An 18,647-nucleotide genomic window follows, 5' to 3' on the forward strand; every position below is an offset into this window, starting at 1 on the left:
GAATGCGCCTCCCCGACCCGGTCACCGACGGAACTCCCCAGGGTGAAGCACGGGATCCGGCGGGGCGGCGTACGCAACTCGTCGGCGCACGAAGGGAACTGTAAACGCCATGTACGCAGCAACGACCTCCGTGTCCGCACCGGTCCGGCCGCACCGTACGCTCCCGGCTGGCGGCGGCCCCTACCTCGAACCCGGCCGCCCGGCCAACCTGCCCCAGGGCGCACTCCGGACCCGGCGGATGCCGGGCACCGGAACCCAGACGCCGAGCGGAAGAATCGACCTCTCGGGGCCGCAGGGAGCGCAGTTGCGCACCGCGCTCGCCTCGGTGCAACGGATCTGTCCGGAGTTCGCACCCGTGCAGGTGCTGCGACGCAGCGGTCGTTCGGTCCTCCTCGTGGGCACCACCGGGCGGATGACGGCCGTCGCGAAGGTGTTACTGGACCATTCGCCCGAATGGCGTGAGCGGTACCAGCACGAAATAGCTGCGTACCGGACCTTCGTCCGCAACCGTCCGCCGGTCCGGGTGCCCCGCCTGATCGCCGCCGACCCGGAGAACTGCGTACTGGTCGTGGAGCGGATGGCGGGGCGGGTCGCCGCGCTCCAGCGGCACCCGGTGGAGGCCCCGCCGCGGGCCGACGTCCGGGCGGCCCTCGGGGCGGTGTGTCGGGTGAACCAGTGGCGTCCGGCGCCCGAACTGTTCGGACACCCGATGGACTACGCCCGGCGGATCACCCGTGATCACGAGTTGGGGCTGCTGACCGACCGGGACTTCGGGGACCTTCAGAAGCTGCTGCACGGTCTGAAGCTCGCCGGCACCCCGTGGCAGTTCAACCACGGTGACGCCCTGCTGTCCAACCTGCTGCTGTCCCCTGCCGGCCCGGTGCTCCTCGACTGGGAACACGCGGGCTGGTACCTGCCGGGCTACGACCTGGCGACCCTGTGGACCGTGCTGGGCGACGCCCCGGCCGCCCGCGGTCAGATCAGCAGGCTGGCGCAGCAGCAGGGACCGGCGGCGCGGGACGCCTTCCTGGTGAACCTGATGCTGGTGTTGACGCGGGAGATCAGGATGTCCGAGACGGCGGTGCAGCGCTCGATGTCGGCGCCCACCCCCGCCCAGTCGACGCCGGCGGGCTCCCTGTCCTCGGGCGAGGAGCAGCGGCTGCTGCTGCGCCGGTTGCACGACGACTGCGGGATGGCTCGCAGGGCGGTGCGCGCGGCGGTCGGCACGCGCTGACGCGGACGGTTGCGCACGGAGGTCCCGCGGTGGTCACCACCGCGGGACCTCCGCGCGTCCGGGGTCGCCGGCGGGACGCGCCGAGGGCGGTGGCGGGGCGTGCCCGGGCAGGTGAGCGGGCGGGTGAGCGGGCCGTGCGGGAAGCGGCGGCGCCGGATGCCTTGACTTCACATGATCCCCCGAAGACCTTTTCTGACTTGGCGTCAGAAATATGCCGACGCGCCCGCTTCCCCGACCCGCTGGAGCCTGCCATGTCCGCGAGCCCCGATCCCGCACGCCCCGCCCTGCCCTCCCGCCGGACCGTCCTCGCCGGGACCGGAGCCGGCGTACTCGCCGCCACCGTGCTGCCGGGGGCCGTCGCCCGGGCCGCCGACGGCGACCCGCTCGGCGAGTACGACGTCGTCGTGGTCGGCTCCGGTGCTTCCGGGATGACCGCCGCGCTCACCGCCGCCAAGCGGGGTCTGAGCGTGCTGGTGGTCGAGAAGGCCCCCACCTTCGGCGGGTCGGCCGCCAGGTCGGGGGCCGGCATCTGGTTGCCGAACAACTCGGTGATCCTGGGCGCCGGTGTGCCCGACACGCCGGCGAAGGCCGCCACGTACCTCTCGGCGGTGGTGGGGCCCGAGGTGCCGGCGGACCGGCAACAGGCCTTCCTCGCCCACGGCCCCCGGATGCTGGACTTCGTCATGGCGCACAGCCCGCTGCGGTTCCGCTTCATGGACGGCTACAGCGACTACTACCCCCACCTGCCCGGCGGCCTGCCGAACGGCCGCTCCATCGAGCCCGACCAGATCGACGGCAACGTCCTCGGCGCCGAACTGGCCCGCCTGAACCCGGCGTACATGCCGGTGCCGGCCGGGATGGTCGTCTTCAGCCAGGACTACAAGTGGCTCAACCTCGCGGCGGTCAGTGCCAGGGGCCTGGCGGTGTCCGCGGAGTGCCTGGCGCGCGGCACGAAGGCCGCGCTGCGCGGGGAGAAGCCGCTGACCATGGGCCAGGCCCTCGCCGCCGGACTGCGGGCCGGCCTCCAGCGGGCGGGGGTCCCGGTGTGGTTGAACAGCCCCCTGGTGGACCTGGTCCAGGAGGGCGGGGCCGTCACCGGTGTGGTGGTGGAGAAGGACGGCGTACGGGGGACCGTGCGGGCACGCAAGGGCGTGATCATCGGCTCGGGCGGCTTCGAGCACAACGCGCAGATGCGCGCCCAGTACCAGCAACAGCCCATCGGCACCGGGTGGTCGGTCGGAGCGAAGGAGAACACCGGCGACGGGATCCGCGCGGGACAGCGCGCCGGCGCGGCACTGGGGCTGATGGAGGACGCCTGGTGGGGTCCGACGATCCCGCTGCCCGGTGAGCCGTACTTCTGCCTGGCCGAACGGACCCTGCCGGGCGGGCTGATCGTCAACGGGAACGGCACGCGGTTCGTCAACGAGGCGGCGCCCTACAGCGACGTGGTGCACGTGATGTACGAGAAGGATCGGGGAGCGGTCGGCTCGCACATACCGGCCTGGCTGATCGTGGATCAGAACTACCGGAACAAGTACCTGTTCAAGGACGTCCTGCCGACCTTCGCCTTCCCCGACTCCTGGTACCAGTCGGGCGCGGCGAAGAAGGCGTGGACCTGGGACGCGCTCGCCCAGCAGATCGGAGTGCCTGCCGGTGCGCTGCGCTCGACCCTCAACCGGTTCAACGCGCAGGCGTGGAGCGGGAACGACGCCGACTTCCACCGGGGCGACACGGCGTACGACCACTACTACACGGACCCGAACGTCCAGCCGAACTCGTGTCTCGCGCCGATCTGGGCGCCGCCGTTCCACGCCTTCAGGATCGTGCCGGGCGACCTGGGGACGAAGGGCGGCATCGTCACCGACGCAAGGGCGCGGGCCCTGCGGGCGGACGGTTCGGTGATCCGGGGCCTGTGGGCGGCGGGCAACGCGAGCGCGGCGGTGATGGGGCACAGCTATGCGGGGGCCGGGTCGACGATCGGGCCCGCGATGACCTTCGGGTACGTGGCGGCCAACGACATCGCGGACGCCTGAGGCCCGAGGCGGCGCCCGCCGCTGCCCACCCGCCGCCGGCCGGGCCGGTCGGGCGGCGGGCCGTCGGGCGGCGCGGCCGGAGGTCAGCCCTGCTGGAAGAGCTCGGCCGGGAGCGGCTTCAGGAGGGCGTAGAGGTCGTCGGTGATCGGACGGTCCCAGCTGGCGATGGTGACCAGCACGTTGTCGCTGCGGTCGAACTGCACGCAGGAGATGCGGGACTCCGACAGCTTGACCTTGCGGACGATGAGGAGGTTGTCGCCCTGCATGACGGGGCAGTCCTCGACTCCGGTGACCTCGACGTCCTCGTCGTTCTCCAGGGCGTCGAGGAGCTGGGCCACCTCGAAGGGGACCTGCTTGTCGGCGAGGTCCCGGGCGGGCGAGCCCTCGGGGAGATTGCCGATGATCATCGCGGGGCCGCGACCGCCGAACAGGTCGTAGCGCAGGAAGACGCCCTGGCAGCTGCCGTCGGGGCGGGGAGCAACCCGGCCCCGAGGTTGCCCGGCCAGTCCCCCGGGTCCATGGCGAGGACGTCGAAGTCCGGGCCGGCGGGTGTGGCGGCGCGGTGGCGGCGGAGGAAGGACATGCCGCCATGGTACGTGGCCGGGACCCTTTTCCGGCCCCGGGCCCCCTCATCCGACCCGGCCCCGCGCCCGCCGCCCGGGGCGTCCGGAGCCGTCGCCCCGTCCGCCGGCCTCCCCCGCTCCTTCCGGTTCGCCCGCGTGGGACCGGTCGGTCCCTTGATCGACGGCACCGGCGCGCGGTGTCGTTCGTGCATCTGCCGGTCGTGTGTGACGCGACTTCGAGGGTTGACCGGTATGGATCTTGCGATTTCAACGACTTACCCTTGTCCGCGACGTGCACATCGACGATCGGCCGCTGGTCCGAGGAAGGGCAGGCAGATGGCCGAGTCCGTTCCGTCTCCCGCCGTGACACCCGCTCAGACGCTCGCCCGCACCGGATGCCGGCCGGCGGGGCGGCGTCACGGACCGGTATCCATCCGTCCCCGGGGGGAGGCCCTCGCCCCGACCCGGGGGACACTGCTTCCCGGAGCCGCCGGCGCGTCGTCGTCCGCGGTGTTCGAGGAGTCCGCAGGGGAGGGGGAAGCATGAGCGTGGCCCGGTCCATGCGCAAGCTGTGCAACGCGCTGACCACGTCACTCGACGTGGAGTCGACCGCTGAACCGCACGCCCTTTTCCGAGCGCTGTGCGACGCGATGAGCGCGTCGCGCGGCGGGCGTCCGATCCTGCTGCGCTTCGAACGGTTCCCGTCGGAGCTCACCACGTCGGGGCTGTGGCTGAACATGGAGGACTACGACATCGTCGTGGTGGAGAAGCACACGACGCCCGACCACCAGCTCGTCATCCTGGGGCACGAGCTGTGGCACATGCGGGCCGGGCACGGCAGTGTGCCCGGTATCGGTCCCGCCGCGGCCGCCAGGTCGCTGCCGGGCAGCCCCGACCTGACGTACGCCACCGTCGCGGCGCGTTCCCACTACGAGGACGCGGACGAGATGGAGGCCGAGACGTTCGGGCTGCTGCTCGGGGACCGCTGCCGGGGTTGGTTGGCCTCCTCGGGCACCGCCCCCGGTTCCGCCCGGCGCGACGACGTCGCCGGTCGCATCGGCAACACCCTCGGCGGCCGCGGACCGATCGGGTTCCGGTGACGTCCGACGCCTTCTACATCCCGTACCTGATCCCGGCGGCGATCCTCACCCTCGCCTTCGCGATCCGACTCCCGGTCATGATCCGCTTCTGGCGGATCGATCCCAACGTGCGCAACGTCGGCGGCCTGCTCGTGCTGGGTTCCGGGGTGTTCTACTTCGGCCGGCCGGAAACCCTGGCGATGATCAACCGCGTCTCGGGGATCAGCAACCTCGCGGCCCCGGTCGTCTACACGGTGCTCACCCTGTTCTGCGCCTCGTGCCTGGTCATGGTGATCCACTGGCGGGGCGGCGATCCGCTCCGGGTCCGGCGGACCACGTGCGTCATCGGCCTCGTCTACTGCGCGGCCGTCGCCGGGCTGTGGGGCACCTTCGCGCTCGCCGACGTGCCGGTCGAGCGGTTGCGGGACCTGGACACCTACTACGCCACCACGCCCTGGATGCGTGAGCACATCCTCCTCTACCTGCTCGCCCACACCGTCGCCTGCGTCATCACGGCCTCGGTGACCTGGACCTGGCTGCGGCAGGTGGCGGGATGGCTGCGCGCGGGGCTGACGCTGCTGGTCGTCGGGTTCCTGCTGAACGTCTGCTACGACACCGTGAAGCTGACGGCGGTGATCGCCCGCTGGACGGGTCACGACCTGGACTGGCTCAGTACCTACGTGGCGCCGCCCATCGCGTCGGTGTGCGCGGTGTTCGTCGCGGCGGGCTTCGTCCTGCCGCATGCCGGCGAGGCGCTCCAGCGGCTCTGGCAGGACTTCCGGCAGTACCGGTCCCTGGGGGCCTTCGCGGACGAACTGGCCGTCATCGACGGGAGCGGCCTCAGGCTTCCCCGGCGCTCCTCGTTGAGCCGGCGGCTCGTCCAGCGCCGGACCCGGATCAACGACGGACTGCTCAAGCTCCAGCCGTTCCTGGATCCCGAGGTGCGGCGCACCGCCTTCCAGGAGGCCGTCGCCCGGAGTGAGAGTCCGGCGCGGGCCGCCGCGACCGCCGATGCCGTGGCGGTGGTCGCCGCGATCCGCAGCCTCTCGAACGCGGGTGCGGGGCGGTCCGCCGGGTCGGCGCCGCCGACCACACCCGGGGGCGACGCGACCGAGGTCCACAACCTGGTGGCGGTCTCCCGGGCGCTGCGCCGCTCCCCCGCCGTCGCGGCCTTCCGCGCCCGCGAGGTGTCGTACGGGGAGCCGGCGCGCGTCGGTCGGGCCGGCGGCGGCCTCACGTAGCGCTGCCGGGGCCCGGCGCGGGTATCCGCGTCCGGTCCGTCGCCCGCGCTCAGCGGGTGGCGCGGTCGTACGCCTCCAGAGCCTCCGGCAGTCCGGGGAGGTCGGTGCCGAGTTTGCGGTACGCGCCGGACAACTCCCGGGGCGACGGGGCGGGGTGTCCGGCGACCACGGCCCGCGCCGCCTCCAGCTCCCCCTCGGTCGGCGCGGCCTGCCAGGCCGTTTCCCTCGGCACGGGGCCGCCCCGTTCCAGCAGGGTCCGCGTCGCGGTCCGTTCCAGGCCGTCGGCCCCGCACTCCCGGGCCGTGACCACCGCTCGCGCGAGCGTCTCCACGTCCCCGGTGTGGGTGCCCAGGGCGGCCAGGGCGCAGGCCAGCTCGTATCCGGCCGGGGAGGCGGACAGGACGGACACCGCCTCGGTGAGCGGCCCGGTGCGGTCGGCGGGCTCCGCGACCTCGGCCGCGATCCGCAGGGCCTGGCCGATGCCGGAGGGGGCGCCGAAGGCGCGGGCCCGCCGAACCGCGTCGGAGGCGAGCGTGCGCGCCCTGGTCGGGTCCTCGGCCGCGACCGCCCTGGCCAGGAGGAGCTGCCACGGGCACCAGGACGGGTTCTGGATGCCGCGCGGGGTCAACCGTCGTTCGACGGACTCCAGTTCGGCGACGGCCGCCGCGGTGTCACCTCGGGCCAGCAGGAGTTCGGCGTACACGGTCTGGGAGTCGGGGAAGACGACGGCCGCCGGGAAGGGCTCGGCGTACTCGTGTTCCCCTGCCAGCTTCCAGGCCTCGTCTGCCTGCCCGCGGGCGAGGAGCGTCGTGACGAGGATGGCGATGGCGTACCAGTGCACGGGGGTGCGGCGCCCGACGCGTTCGGCGAGCCGCAGGCCGGCGCGGGCCAGTTCCTCCGCCTCGACCAGCCGTCCGCGCCGGCAACGGATGTAGGCGCGCAGGCTGTACGCGAAGGACAGGTGGGCGCCGCGCCAGCCCTGGCGCTCGAACTCGGCGGTGCCGGCCTCGAACAGCTCCTCCGCGCGCCACGGCCGGTCGGCGTACATGTGGACCATGGCGGTGAGCACGGGAACCTCGAAGCCCCGGTCCTCGTGGGCCCAGCTGAAGTGGGTGTTCAGGGCCCGGCCGGCGTGGTGCAGGACCACGTCCACGGGTTCTCCGCGCAGGCAGGCGTCCCAGGCGCGCAGGCCGATGACGTACCGCTCGGTGAGGTCGCGGCCGGTGAGCCGGTCGGCGAGCTTGGTCAGTCGGCGGGAGCGGGCCGGCGAGTCGGGTTCGGCGGCGTTGAACGCGTCCCACATGAACTGCTCGGATTGCAGGCGCAGTCGGGCCCGGACCTCGTGGGTGTGCGGGATCTCCCGGGCGAGGGAGTCCGAGGCCTCGGCGAGCCGGTCGCTGTGCGAGAGCACCTGGGCGAGCCGGATGACGATGCCCTGGCGCAGGGCCGGGTCGTCGAAGGGCTCGGCGAGGGCCGCCCGCAGGTGGTTGACGGTGTTGGCGGGCTCGGTGAGCAGGGAGGCGCAGCCGAGTTCGTAGAGGACGGCCGCGCGCTCGTCGAAGTCCGGGGGTTCGCGCAGGGCGCGGGCGAGTTGGCGGCGCGCGGCCTCGGGGGCGCCGGCGCGGAGGTTCTCGCCGGCGGCCTCGCGCAGGGTGCGCACCACCCAGGGGTCGCCTTCGGGGTGGGTCTCCAGGAGATGGCGGGCGGCGGCGGAGGGGCCGAGGCCGGCGTCCACGACGGCGGCTGCGGCCTTGCCGTGCAGGGCGACCCGCAGGGCGTCCGGGATCGCCCGGTAGATGCCGGTGGCGATCAGTGGATGGACGAACTCCAGCCCGGTGACGGGCGCTTCGCCGCCGACGGGATCGGCGGCGCCGGAAAGGATGCGGGCGTCCCGCAGTCGACCGGTGGCGTCGCCGGCCTCCTCGGTGCCGAGGCCGGCGACGCGGGCGGCGATGTCCTGGGGGATCGCGGTGCCGAGGACGGCGCAGGCCCAGGCGAAGCGGACGGTGGAGGGGCCCAGGTTCTGAAGGCGGGCGACGAGCCCGCTGCCGCGCTGCGCGGCGGCCAGGTCGGCCAGCAGAGGGGCGCTGGCCTCGACGGGGGCGAGGCCCTTGTCCCGGACCCTGGCGGTGAGCTCGACGGCCTCGAAGGGGTTGCCGGTGGTGACGGCCCAGGCCTCGTGGCAGAAGGCGTCGTCCGCGTGGTCGCCGACGGTCTCGCGGATCAGGGTGGAGACGGCGGCGGCGCTGAGCGGGGCGAGGGAGAGCGGGCGCTGTCCGGCTCGGCCGGGCAGCGTACGGAAGGCTTCGGCGTGGGCGGGGAGTTCGTCGGGGCGGTAGGCGACGGCGAGGAGCAGGGGAAGGTGTTCGGCGCGCGGGGCGAAGGCGGCGAGCCAGCCCAGAGACTCGGGGTCGGCCCAGTGGGCGTCGTCGAGGACGAGGACGACCGGGGCGCGCTGGACGGTGAGGTGGGTGAGGACCCAGTCGAGGCCGTCGCGCAGTCCCTGGGGGTCGGGCGGGGCGCCCTGTTCGGGGGCGCACAGGCCGAGGGCCGGTCCGACGATGGCGTACCAGCTGCCGAGGGTCTCGCGCAGTTCGGCTTCGGTGTGGCCGGCCAGCCGGGGCTGTATGAGCTGGCGGGCGACGTGGAAGGGCTGGCTCTGCTCCTGCTCGCCGCCGCGGGCGGCCAGCAGGGTGCAGGAGCGGGCGTGGGCGCGGCGGCGCACCTCGGTGAGCAGGGTGGTCTTGCCGAGGCCGGCCGGGCCGGAGAAGGCGAGCAGGGCGCCGGTCGCCCCGCGGCCGTCCGTGCCCGGTGCGATGAGCTGCTCCAGGGCTTCGTCCACGGTGGCGAGTTCCGCCTCGCGTTCGAACATCGTGCGCCGTGTACGGGTCCGGCGGTCCGTCATGACTGTGACCCCCCAGGCCTGTTCGGGGCATCAGAGTACGCCCGCGCACACGCGGTGACAGGTCGATGGTCGGGAAAGATCGGAAACTTTTCCGACCCTCCGGGAGACGCCCGTTCAGTGCGCCGAACGGACCGCCTGCGCTTCCAGTACGGCGACGGCCTCGGCTGCCCGCTCGGCGGGCACGAACAGGTGGTCGTGGTGGTATCCGGCGATGACGTTGCAGCTGAGGCCGTGTGCGGCGAGTTCGGCGGCGAAGGCGCCGGTGAGGCCGACCGCGTCGAGGGCGGAGTGCACGCGCAGGGTGATCCATCCGGCGATGTGGTCGTAGGCGAGGCCGGCCGCGTCGGCGTCCTCGCGGCGCAGGACGAGGGTGAGTCCCTCGGGTTCCAGGACGGTCGCGACGGGGGTGATCCCGTCGGGTGCGGTGGGACCCGGGACCGTACAGAAGACGTAGGTCCCCTCGTTCAGCTCAGGTCGCATGCCGCCCAGCAGTTTCCGCAGGTCGCTCTCTCCACTCATGGACCCACCCTACCTATCATCCCCATATGACCGATTCGGCACCCCCGGCGGAGAACGAGCAGAGCGAGCGTCACGCCTCATGGCTGGAGTTGTTCTTCGACCTCACGGCGGTGGCCGGTGTGGCGCAACTGGCGCATCTGCTCCACGGCGGTCCCGCGTGGGCCGATCTGGGGCTGTACGCGGTGATGTTCCTGGCGTTCTGGACGGGCTGGATGCTGTTCACGGTCTACGGCAACGTCACCCGCGACCAGGTCCGGGTGTGGAGGGTGCTGGCCGGCATGTTCGGGCTGGCCGTGATGGCGGCCGCGGTGCACGGGGTGCGGGAGGGGGAACAGGCCGCCGCGTTCGCGCTCGCCTACATCCTCGTGCGGTCGCTGGCCGGGAAGGCCTGGGAGCGACGCCGGGAGTACGTGGCGGACCTGCCGATCACCCGTCTGGGGTTGGGGCTGACGCCGTGGGTGGTGTCGATGTGGTTCGACGGCACGGCCCGGTACGCGCTGTGGGCACTCGGGTTGGCCATCGACCTGCTGGTGATGTTCGCGGTGTCCACGAAGTCCCCGGCGGCCCGGGAGGGGGACGCGCACGAGGACGCGGCGGTGTGGACGGGACACCGGCCGCCCCGGAAACTGCGGGCCGCGTACACCGACGCGCCCCATCTCGGGGAACGGCTCGGCCTGTTCGTGCTGATCGTGCTGGGCGAGGGGATCGCCCAGACCGTGTCCGAGGCCTCGGAGGTGGAGTGGGACTCCGCGCTGTACGCGGTGGGGACCGGCGCTTTCCTGCTGCTGATCCTGCTGTGGTCGCTGTCGCTGCGGCACGGCTCTGACGGGGTGCCGCTGCTGGCCCCGGGCGCCGTGCCGGTACGGCTCACACTGCCGCTGCACTGTTTCGTGGCGGGGTCGGTGGCGGCGCTGGCGGCGGCCCTCGGCGACTCGGTCGCGTACACCGACGCGGCCGTGCCGGAGCGGGTGCGGTGGTTGATGTGCGGGAGCCTCGCCGTGTACCTCGTCATCGCGGGCGCGGCGGTGGCCCGCTCGGGACGGAGCGTGCCGTGGGCGCTGCTGCTGACCGGTCCGCCGCTGGCCCTTGTCCTGGCGGTGGGCCTGACGGCGCGGGAGGCCGGGGCCGTGCATCTGGTGTGGCTGCTGGTGCTCGCGCTGTGGTGGCCCCTGGTGTGGCGGCTGCGTCGACCGTCCCCGGCACCGGTCTCCGGGTAGGGCCGTCGGGGGGCGGCGGCTCCGCCCCCGGACGGCCGCGCCTACGTCAGGTCGAACTCGCCGCCCCGCGCGTCCAGGACGAACTTGCGCCACTCGTCCGGCGCGAAGATCAGTGACGGGCTGTCGGGCCGACCGCTGTTGCGCATCGCGATGAACCCCTCCACGAAGGCGATCTGAACGTCACCCGCTCCCCGACTGCTCGACCGCCAGTCCGCCCCGCTGAGATCGAGGTCCGGCTTGTCCCGGCCTGCGAAGGGCTGCGAAGTCATGCTCTCGGCCACGTGCGTGCACCTCCCGGTACGTCGTCCGAGGGCAAGGTTAACCACGCCGGCGGGTGCCGCACAGGCCGCGACGGGTCAGCGGTGGCCGGCCCGGCGCCCCGCCCGGACATCGGATTCCGTTCAGCCGGTGGGCTGTTCGGCCCCGACCAGCCACATCGCGAAGAACTGGGCCCCACCGCCGTAGGCGTGCCCCATGGCCCGCCGGGCGTCCGCGACCTGGTGCTCGCCGGCCTGGCCGCGGACCTGGAGCGCCGCCTCCGCGAAGCGGATCATTCCGGAGGCGCCGATCGGGTTGGTGGACAGGACGCCGCCCGACGGGTTGACGGGCAGGTCCCCGTCGAGTTCGGTCACCCCGGCCTCGGTGAGTTTCCAGCCCTCGCCCTCGGCCGCGAAGCCCAGGTTCTCCAACCACATCGGCTCGTACCAGGAGAACGGCACGTACATCTCCACCGCGTCGATCTCCCGCCGGGGATCGGAGATGCCCGCCTGCCGGTAGACGTCGGCCGCGCAGTCCTTGCCGGCCTGCGGGGACACGAAGTCCTTGCCGGCGAAGAGCGTCGGCTCGCTGCGCATCGCACCGCCGTGCACCCAGGCCGGCGGCCTCGGCGAACGCGCGGCCCCCTCGCGGTCGGTGAGGACCATCGCGCAGGCCCCGTCCGAGGAGGGGCAGGTCTCGGAGTACCGGATCGGGTCCCACAGCATGGGCGAGGCCTGGACCTTCTCCAGGGTGATGTCGCTCTCGTGCAGGTGTGCGTACGGGTTCTTCAGGGCGTTGCGCCGGTCCTTGTAGGCGACGAGCGAGCCCACCGTGTCGGGGGCCCCGGTGCGCCGCATGTACGCGCGCACGTGCGGTGCGAAGAACCCGCCGGCTCCCGCCAGCAGCGGCTGTTGGAAGGGCACGGGAAGGGAGAGCCCCCACATGGCGTTGGACTCGGACTGCTTCTCGAACGCCAGGGTCAGGACGGTCCGGTGGACGCGGGCCGCCACCAGGTTCATGGCGACCAGGGCGGTGGAACCGCCCACCGAGCCGGCCGTGTGGACGCGGAGCATGGGTTTGCCGACCGCGCCGAGGGCGTCCGCCAGGTACAACTCCGGCATCATCACGCCCTCGAAGAAGTCGGGGGCCTTGCCGATGACGACGGCGTCGATGTCCGCCCAGGTCAACTCGGCGTCCTCCAGGGCGCGTACCGCCGCCTCCCGGACGAGTCCGGCGATGGACACGTCGTGTCGGGCGGCGACGTGCTTGGTCTGGCCGATGCCGACGACGGCCACGGGCTCCTTGCTCATGTTCGGTCCCCTTCCAGGACGGCGACCAGGTTCTGCTGGAGGCAGGGACCGGAGGTGGCGTGGGCGACGGCCCGGTCGGACTCGCCCCGGTGGATGCGGGCGGCGGCCTCGCCGATGCGGATCAGACCGGCGGCCATGACCGGGTGGGCGGCGAGCGCCCCGCCGGACGGGTTGACGCTCACCTCGTCGCCGAGCCCGAGCGCCTTGCGGAGCACCACCTCCTGGGAGGAGAACGGCGCGTGCAGTTCGGCCGTGTCCACGGGCCCCTCGAAGACCCCGGCCTGCTCGGCGGCGATCCGGGTGGAGACGGAGTCGGTGAGGTCGCGCAGTCCGAGGCCGTGAGCCTCGATGCGGTGGTCGATGCCCGTGATCCAGGCGGGCCGCTCGCACAGCCCCCGGGCCACGTCCCCGGCGGCGAGGACGACGGCGGCGGCGCCGTCACCGACGGGCGGGCAGTCCCCGGTGCGCAGTGGGGCGACCTGGTACTCGCCCTGGGGTACGCGGCCCCTGAGTTGGGCGTGCGGGTTGGCCTCGGCGGAGGCCCGGCTGCGGGCTCCGATGGCGGCCAGGGCGTGCTCGTCGGTCTCGCCCGCGTCGATCAGCGCCCGGGCCTGGAGGGCGGCCAGGGCCACCGAGTCGGGCCAGAGCGGGGCGAGGTAGTAGGGGTCGAGCTGCCGCGTCATGACGTCGCGCACCGATCCCGGCGAGGACTTCCCGTAGGCGTAGACGAGCGCGGTGTCGGCCTCGCCCGTCTGGATCTTGACCCAGGCCTCGTAGAGGGCCCAGGCGCCGTCCATCTCCACGTGCGACTCGGAGATCGGCGGCCAGGCGCCGACCCCGTCGAGGGTCATGGTGAAGGAGAAGGCCCTGCCCGCCAGGTAGTCGCTGGAGCCGGAGCAGGTGAAACCGATCTCGCCGGCCTTGAGTCCGGTCAGGGCCAGTACCCGGTGCAGGACCGGCATGACCATCTCGACTTCGCTGAGCTCGTCGGTGTCGCGCCGGTGGTCGCTCTGCGCGAAGGCGACGACGGCCACGTCGCGCGCGTGCCTGCTCGTCCTGGCCATCAGATGAGCTCCTTGTACACGTCGTAGTCCGCGTCCGGTTCGCCGGTGGGGCGGTAGTGGTCGGGATGGCGCCCGCCCTCGGTCCACACGGGTTCCACGCGCAGGCCCATGCGGACCTGGTCGTAGGGGATGCCGCCGATGCGGCCGTGGAGGGCCAGGTCGGCGCCGTCGAGGGCGATGTGGGCGTAGACGTAGGGGACTTCGATGTCGAGGTTGCGCGCCTTGATGTTGACGATGCAGTACGTGGTGACCGTTCCGGCGGGGCCGACCTCGACCCGGTCGGTGGTGGCCACCCCGCAGGTCGGGCAGGCGCCGCGCGGGGGCACGTACACCTTGTGGCAGGAGGGACAGCGCTCGCCGACGGTCCGGCGCTCGGAGAGGGCGTTGATGTAGGCGGTCTGGGCGCGGCCGGGGCTGTACGTGTAGTCCAGGCGGGCCTCGGCGACGATGCCGGTGACCGCGTCCGCGAAGACCCCGTCGTGCGGGGAGGCGTGCGGGGCGTCGGCGGCGTCGGCCGGGCCGTCGGCGGGTTCGAAGCAGGCGATGTCGGTGATGGCCCCGACGCGGTCCGCCGCCCAGCGGATCCGGACCCGCATGCCGGTGGCCACCGATTCGGGGTCGGGTGCGTCGAGGGCGTGCAGGATCGCGGTGTCGGCGCCGTCGAGGCGGACGAGGACCCAGGCGAAGGGGGTGGCGAGGGGTTGTTGCGGGCGCGGTTCGCCGTTCCAGGCCCAGGTGGTGACGGTCCCGGTCGCGGACACCTCGACCAGGTCGCGGATCTCGTCGGCGGTGACGGGATCGTATTCGACGGGCGGGACCATCACCCTGCCGTCGGACGTCGTGACGCCGAGGACGACCCGTTCGCGCAGACCGGTGAGGAAGGCGCTCTGCACGGGCCCGAGGGAGCGGGTGAAGGGGAACTCGACGACCAGGGGTGCGCGCAGCACCTCGGGCGGGGACGCGGCTGCTGTCATGGAGGGCTCTCCGGTTTCTCCGGGGCGGTGGGGGACGGTGGACGAGTCGGCGTCCGGCGCGTGCGGAGTCAGCCGCGCCCGTAGACCGGAGGCCGTTTCTCCGCGAAGGCCCGGGCTCCTTCCTTGGCGTCGGCCGTGTCGAAGATGGGCCAACCGCGGACGAGTTCGGCGGCCAGTCCGTCCGTCTCGGTGAGTTCGGCGCTCTCGTAGACCGAGGCCTTGACGGCCTCGACGGCCAGCGGCCCGCAGGCGTTGATCCGCTCGGCGATCTCCAGGGCCGCGTCCAACGCCGTGCCGTCCGGCACCACCCGCCCGATGAGCCCGATCCGCGCCGCCTCCTCGGCCGGGTACGGCCGCCCGGTGAGCAGCATCTCCAGCGCGTGGGTGCGGGGGATCTGCCGGGGCAGGCGCACGGTCGAGCCGCCGATCGGGAAGAGGCCGCGTTTGACCTCGAACAGCCCGAAGGTGGCTCCGGCGCCGGCGACCCGGATGTCGGTGCCCTGGAGGATCTCGGTACCGCCGGCCACGCAGTACCCCTCGACCGCCGCGATCACGGGTTTGCGCGGTCGGTGGTGGCGGAGCATGGCCTTCCAGTGCAGGTCGGGGTCGGCCTTGAGGCGGTCCCGGTACCGCTCGCCCGCCATGCCCTTCCCGGCCAGCGCCTTCAGGTCCATGCCCGCGCAGAAGTCGCCGCCCGCGCCCGTCAGGACCACGGAGCGGATCGCGTCGTCGGCGTCCGCCTCCAGCCAGCCGTCGTACAGGCCCACCAACAGCGGCAGCGAGAGCGCGTTCTTCGCTTCCGGTCTGTTCATGGTGAGCACCAGCGTGGCTCCGTGGCGTTCCACGGTCAGGTGTTCGGTCCCACCCATTGCCGTCCTCCCGTCTCAAGACCTAGAACAGGTTGCAGGAGGGGCGGGTGCAGTTCAATAGTTTTCTGACACACAGTCAGTTTTCTTGTTCCGCACCCTTCCCAGTTGGCATGGGCGGCGCTCTAATGACCGCCGAGCAGCCCACGCATGGGATCTTTCGGGTCAGGAGGAACGGTGGAGTACAACCTTGCCGACCTGTTCGAGTCGGTCGTGGACGTCGTCCCGGACCGCGAGGCCCTGGTGTACGTGGACCACCCCGGGACCGGCGCCGAGCACCGCCTGACGTACGCGGAGTTGGACGCGGCGGCCAACCGCATCGCACACCACCTGCTCGACAGCGGGCTGAGGGCCGGCGAGCACCTGGGGCTGCACCTCTACAACGGGGTCGAGTACCTCCAGACCGTACTGGCCTGCCTCAAGGCCCGGCTCGTCCCGGTGAACGTCAACTACCGTTACGTGGAGGAGGAACTGGTCTACCTCTACAACGACGCCGACCTCGCCGCGCTCGTCTTCGAGGGCGAGTTCACCGAACGGGTGGCCGCCGCGCTGCCGCAGACGACGAGGCTCCGGCACCTGATCCGGGTCGGCGCGGCACCCGAGGGGGCGCCCGAACCCTCGCTCACACCCGTTCCGTTCGAGGACGCCGCGGCGGCCGGCTCTTGCGAACGCGGCTTCCCGCCGCGCTCCCCCGACGACCTGTTCATCATCTACACCGGCGGCACGACCGGGATGCCCAAGGGCGTCATGTGGCGGGCCGAGGACCTCTTCTTCGCCGGGCTGTTCGGCGGGGAACCCTCCGGAGAACCGGTGAAGCGGCCGGAGGAACTCGCCGAGCGGGTGGCCGCGCGCGGCGCCGGGCTCACCTTCTTCCCCGCTCCCCCGCTGATGCACGGCACGTCCACGCTGACCTCGTTCATCGCCTTCAACTACGGGCAGCGGGTGGTCATCCACCGCAAGTACGCGCCCGAGGAGGTGCTGCGGACCATCGAGAAGGAGAAGGTCTCCAGCGTGTCCCTGGTGGGTGACGCGATGCTGAGGCCGCTCATCGACGCCCTGAACGGGCCGCTGCGGGGCACCGACCTGTCGTCCCTCTTCAGCGTCTCCTCGTCGGGCGCGATCATGTCGGAGACCGTGCGGGCCGAGTTCCAGCGGCTCGTGCCGCACGTGATGCTGCTGAACAACTTCGGTTCGTCCGAGTCCGGGTCGAACGGGAAGGCAACGAACGACTCCGGCCCCGAGAACGGCTTCCGCCTGGAGGTCAACGACCGTACGCAGGTGGTGGATCCGGTGACGCACGAGCCGGTGCCGGTGGGCGAGCCCGGGCGACTGGCGCAGCGCGGACACGTCCCGCTCGGGTACTACAACGACCCCGCCAAGACCGCGGAGACCTTCTTCCGCAAGGGCGAGGAGCGGTGGGTGTTGCTCGGTGACATGGCCACCGTGGACGAGCAGGGCATCGTCACGGTGCTCGGCCGCGGCTCGCAGTGCATCAACACCGGTGGGGAGAAGGTGTATCCGGAGGAGGTCGAGCAGGCACTGAAGTCGCACCCGGACGTGTACGACGCCCTGGTCGCCGGCGTGGCGGACCCGAGGTGGGGCAGCCACGTGGCGGCGGTGGTCCAGATCCGCGAGGGTGCGGGCGAGCCGACCCTGGACGAGATACAGACCCACTGCCGCACCAGGCTGGCCGGGTACAAGATCCCGCGCCGGCTGGTCATCGCCCCCGCGATCCAGCGCTCGCCCAGCGGCAAGGCGGACTACCGCTGGGCCAAGACGGTGGCCACCGAGGCGGACGCCGCGGACCCGACCCCCTGACACGCGCCGGCCGGGCGATTCCCCGCCGGCGCGGGCGGGTCGCCGGGATCGGCGGGTCGCCCCGACCGGCGGGTCGCCCGGATCGGCGGGTCGCCCGGATCGGCGGGTCGGAGGCCGACGGTCACACGACCGGGTGGCCTTCTCCGTCGGTCCGGTCGGCCTGGGTGGAGAACTTCGACAGGAACACGTCGTACTGCCCGTCCTCGCGGCGGGTCATCGTCGCGCCGTCCTGCCAGGTCCCGTTGTCCGCCCACCACTGGCTGCCGTACGGGTCACCCTGGTTCTGGTGGACGTTGTGCACGCCGAGGCCGCCGTGGGAGAAGGGCTCCCCGAACACCAGGATCGACCTGCCCGGCACGAGGATCGGCTCCAGTGCCCGCGAGGCCGCCAGATGGTCGCCGGCGACCCACGGGCGCGGCGGGCTCAGCCGGTCCAGGGCCGCCCGGAGCCAGGCGATCCCGCATCCGGTCCGGGGGCGCAGCGCGGGGTGGCGCAGGTAGTCGACGGCACCCGAGCCCGAGGTCCGGGCGAGGTGGTGGAAGCCGGGCGGCAGTCCGGACGCGGGGTCGACCACCGAGGCGGCGAGGGTGATGACCTTCCATTGCACACCGGTGGCGGATTGCTTGCTGTCCACGTCGATCGCGCACCGGTGGCGACCCTCGGGGGCGTCGACCTCCAGATTGACGTGGAACCAACGTCCCTGGGTGTCGGGCTGGTCGCGGAAATGGCGATGGAGGGTTCCGGACAACACTCCGTAGTCTTCGAGCGGCATGCCGCCAGTCAACCACCCGGCGCGCCGTGCGGTCGGCCCCGGAGGCAGTTCGACAGGCGTACGCCGCGGGCCGGTGCGCCGCCCGCGCCCCCGGCGGGCGGGTGCCCGCGTCGAGGGCGGGAGGGCACGGATCCCGGGCGGCGCGTCGACCGCCCGCTCAGACGGTCGCGGCCCGACCCGCATCCGCTTCGCGGTGCATGCCGGTGCACAGGGCCCAGATGACGAGGAGGTTGACGGCGATCAGCACGAGGGCCCACAAGGGGTAGAACGGCAGCCACAGGAAGTTGGCCACCACCCCGAGACTGGCGACGGCGACGCCGAAGTAGCGTGCCCACAGGGCTCCGCCGATCACGGCGCAGCCCGCGACGACGAGGGCGACGCCCAGGATGATGTGGGCCCAGCCCCAGCCGGTCCGGCTGAATTCGTAGACGTAGTGGCGGGTGACGACGAACAGGTCGTCGTTGACGACGGTGGCGATCCCCTCGAGGATCGCCATCGCCCCGCCGACGATCATCAGGACTGCTGCCAGGACGGTGGTACCGGAGGCGGGCGCGTGCGTCGGGCTCGTGTGCACGTGGCCCGCCCGGTGTCCGACGGGGTCACCAGACATCTCGATCTCCTAGGTCGCGGCGTCGGCCGGGAATGCCCGGACCGGCGAGAACCCCTGTTTCAGCGTGGCACGGCGGCTCCCCGTCGGCACTCCGGCCCGCGTCGGTGAGGTGGGCGCGCGGGGGGACGCTCACGGGGCGGGGCGCCGCACCCGGAGGGAAATCAGGCGATCACTCGTTCGAGTC

The 18,647-nt window shown here is 72.7% G+C and carries 15 protein-coding genes and 1 pseudogene; 6 read left to right on the top strand and 10 right to left on the bottom strand.

The window, feature by feature from the left end; genetic code table 11:
• Positions 1 to 109: 109 nt before the first annotated feature.
• Together ACQEVM_RS21295 and kstD are read left to right on the top strand one after the other, a co-directional pair.
• The gene (locus tag ACQEVM_RS21295) at positions 110 to 1,234 is read left to right on the top strand and encodes an aminoglycoside phosphotransferase family protein (RefSeq protein ID WP_433081380.1); all 1,125 of its coding nucleotides are present in this window, start codon (positions 110 to 112) and stop codon (positions 1,232 to 1,234) included.
• Between the two features lie 251 nt (positions 1,235 to 1,485).
• A complete protein-coding gene (gene kstD / locus ACQEVM_RS21300) occupies positions 1,486 to 3,267 on the top strand; it encodes a 3-oxosteroid 1-dehydrogenase (RefSeq protein ID WP_433081382.1) in 1,782 nt (593 codons plus the stop codon).
• A gap of 83 nt (positions 3,268 to 3,350) precedes the next feature.
• Here kstD and ACQEVM_RS21305 read toward each other — a convergent pair.
• Positions 3,351 to 3,850: pseudogene (locus ACQEVM_RS21305) on the bottom strand (hypothetical protein).
• Positions 3,851 to 4,372: 522 nt separating this feature from the next.
• Here ACQEVM_RS21305 and ACQEVM_RS21310 point away from each other — a divergent pair.
• Positions 4,373 to 4,930 carry a toxin-antitoxin system, toxin component gene (locus ACQEVM_RS21310; RefSeq protein WP_433081384.1) on the top strand — a complete coding sequence of 186 codons (558 nt, stop codon included), beginning with the start codon at positions 4,373 to 4,375 and terminating at the stop codon, positions 4,928 to 4,930.
• The gene (locus tag ACQEVM_RS21315; protein ID WP_433081386.1) at positions 4,927 to 6,150 is read left to right on the top strand and encodes a DUF6545 domain-containing protein; all 1,224 of its coding nucleotides are present in this window, start codon (positions 4,927 to 4,929) and stop codon (positions 6,148 to 6,150) included. Before ACQEVM_RS21310 ends, ACQEVM_RS21315 begins: the two co-directional genes overlap by 4 nt.
• A gap of 49 nt (positions 6,151 to 6,199) precedes the next feature.
• Here ACQEVM_RS21315 and ACQEVM_RS21320 read toward each other — a convergent pair whose 3' ends face one another.
• Together ACQEVM_RS21320 and ACQEVM_RS21325 are read right to left on the bottom strand one after the other, a co-directional pair.
• Positions 6,200 to 9,022 (bottom strand): ATP-binding protein, encoded by a 2,823-nt coding sequence (locus tag ACQEVM_RS21320; protein ID WP_433081388.1) that lies wholly within the window; start codon positions 9,020 to 9,022, stop codon positions 6,200 to 6,202.
• Between the two features lie 147 nt (positions 9,023 to 9,169).
• Complete coding sequence (locus tag ACQEVM_RS21325) at positions 9,170 to 9,574, bottom strand: ACT domain-containing protein (protein ID WP_433081390.1); 405 nt, start codon at positions 9,572 to 9,574, stop codon at positions 9,170 to 9,172.
• A 26-nt stretch (positions 9,575 to 9,600) separates the two neighbouring features.
• On the opposite strand from ACQEVM_RS21325, the gene ACQEVM_RS21330 reads away from it, so the two are divergent.
• Entirely contained in the window at positions 9,601 to 10,791 is a 1,191-nt protein-coding gene (locus tag ACQEVM_RS21330) for a low temperature requirement protein A (RefSeq protein WP_433081392.1), read from the top strand.
• Between the two features lie 41 nt (positions 10,792 to 10,832).
• Here ACQEVM_RS21330 and ACQEVM_RS21335 read toward each other — a convergent pair whose 3' ends face one another.
• The 5 genes from ACQEVM_RS21335 to ACQEVM_RS21355 form a co-directional block, all read right to left on the bottom strand.
• Entirely contained in the window at positions 10,833 to 11,072 is a 240-nt protein-coding gene (locus ACQEVM_RS21335) for a DUF397 domain-containing protein (RefSeq protein ID WP_433081394.1), read from the bottom strand.
• Between the two features lie 120 nt (positions 11,073 to 11,192).
• Positions 11,193 to 12,359, bottom strand: a complete 1,167-nt coding sequence (locus ACQEVM_RS21340) for a thiolase domain-containing protein (protein ID WP_433081396.1) — start codon at positions 12,357 to 12,359, stop codon at positions 11,193 to 11,195.
• A complete protein-coding gene (locus tag ACQEVM_RS21345) occupies positions 12,356 to 13,423 on the bottom strand; it encodes a thiolase domain-containing protein (protein WP_433081398.1) in 1,068 nt (355 codons plus the stop codon). The genes ACQEVM_RS21340 and ACQEVM_RS21345 overlap by 4 nt, the downstream gene beginning before the upstream one ends.
• Positions 13,423 to 14,397 (bottom strand): Zn-ribbon domain-containing OB-fold protein, encoded by a 975-nt coding sequence (locus ACQEVM_RS21350; RefSeq protein WP_433081400.1) that lies wholly within the window; start codon positions 14,395 to 14,397, stop codon positions 13,423 to 13,425. The genes ACQEVM_RS21345 and ACQEVM_RS21350 overlap by 1 nt, the downstream gene beginning before the upstream one ends.
• A gap of 68 nt (positions 14,398 to 14,465) precedes the next feature.
• On the bottom strand, positions 14,466 to 15,266 hold the full coding sequence (locus ACQEVM_RS21355) for a crotonase/enoyl-CoA hydratase family protein (RefSeq protein ID WP_433081402.1): 801 nt from the start codon (positions 15,264 to 15,266) through the stop codon (positions 14,466 to 14,468).
• A 174-nt stretch (positions 15,267 to 15,440) separates the two neighbouring features.
• On the opposite strand from ACQEVM_RS21355, the gene ACQEVM_RS21360 reads away from it, so the two are divergent.
• Entirely contained in the window at positions 15,441 to 17,081 is a 1,641-nt protein-coding gene (locus ACQEVM_RS21360; protein WP_433081404.1) for an acyl-CoA synthetase, read from the top strand.
• 121 nt (positions 17,082 to 17,202) lie between these two features.
• On the opposite strand, the gene ACQEVM_RS21365 is transcribed toward ACQEVM_RS21360, so the two are convergent.
• Together ACQEVM_RS21365 and ACQEVM_RS21370 are read right to left on the bottom strand one after the other, a co-directional pair.
• Positions 17,203 to 17,853: a DUF2278 family protein gene (locus tag ACQEVM_RS21365; protein ID WP_433081406.1), complete on the bottom strand. Its 651-nt coding sequence runs from the start codon at positions 17,851 to 17,853 to the stop codon at positions 17,203 to 17,205.
• 157 nt (positions 17,854 to 18,010) lie between these two features.
• Positions 18,011 to 18,463 carry a DUF7144 family membrane protein gene (locus ACQEVM_RS21370; RefSeq protein WP_433081408.1) on the bottom strand — a complete coding sequence of 151 codons (453 nt, stop codon included), beginning with the start codon at positions 18,461 to 18,463 and terminating at the stop codon, positions 18,011 to 18,013.
• Positions 18,464 to 18,647 lie beyond the last annotated feature (184 nt).

It is taken from the genome of Streptomyces sp. CA-243310 (assembly GCF_050936775.1).
GTDB lineage: Bacteria > Actinomycetota > Actinomycetes > Streptomycetales > Streptomycetaceae > Streptomyces.

Bases quoted from the DNA above. Each gene is read 5' to 3' on its own strand.
- ACQEVM_RS21295 (WP_433081380.1), top strand. From the start codon at position 110: ATGTACGCAGCAACGACCTCCGTGTCCGCACCGGTCCGGCCGCACCGT.
- kstD (WP_433081382.1), top strand. From the start codon at position 1,486: ATGTCCGCGAGCCCCGATCCCGCACGCCCCGCCCTGCCCTCCCGCCGG.
- ACQEVM_RS21310 (WP_433081384.1), top strand. From the start codon at position 4,373: ATGAGCGTGGCCCGGTCCATGCGCAAGCTGTGCAACGCGCTGACCACG.
- ACQEVM_RS21320 (WP_433081388.1), bottom strand. From the start codon at position 9,022: ATGTTCGAACGCGAGGCGGAACTCGCCACCGTGGACGAAGCCCTGGAG.
- ACQEVM_RS21325 (WP_433081390.1), bottom strand. From the start codon at position 9,574: ATGAGTGGAGAGAGCGACCTGCGGAAACTGCTGGGCGGCATGCGACCT.
- ACQEVM_RS21330 (WP_433081392.1), top strand. From the start codon at position 9,601: ATGACCGATTCGGCACCCCCGGCGGAGAACGAGCAGAGCGAGCGTCAC.
- ACQEVM_RS21340 (WP_433081396.1), bottom strand. From the start codon at position 12,359: ATGAGCAAGGAGCCCGTGGCCGTCGTCGGCATCGGCCAGACCAAGCAC.
- ACQEVM_RS21345 (WP_433081398.1), bottom strand. From the start codon at position 13,423: ATGGCCAGGACGAGCAGGCACGCGCGCGACGTGGCCGTCGTCGCCTTC.
- ACQEVM_RS21350 (WP_433081400.1), bottom strand. From the start codon at position 14,397: ATGACAGCAGCCGCGTCCCCGCCCGAGGTGCTGCGCGCACCCCTGGTC.
- ACQEVM_RS21355 (WP_433081402.1), bottom strand. From the start codon at position 15,266: ATGGGTGGGACCGAACACCTGACCGTGGAACGCCACGGAGCCACGCTG.
- ACQEVM_RS21365 (WP_433081406.1), bottom strand. From the start codon at position 17,853: ATGCCGCTCGAAGACTACGGAGTGTTGTCCGGAACCCTCCATCGCCAT.
- ACQEVM_RS21370 (WP_433081408.1), bottom strand. From the start codon at position 18,463: ATGTCTGGTGACCCCGTCGGACACCGGGCGGGCCACGTGCACACGAGC.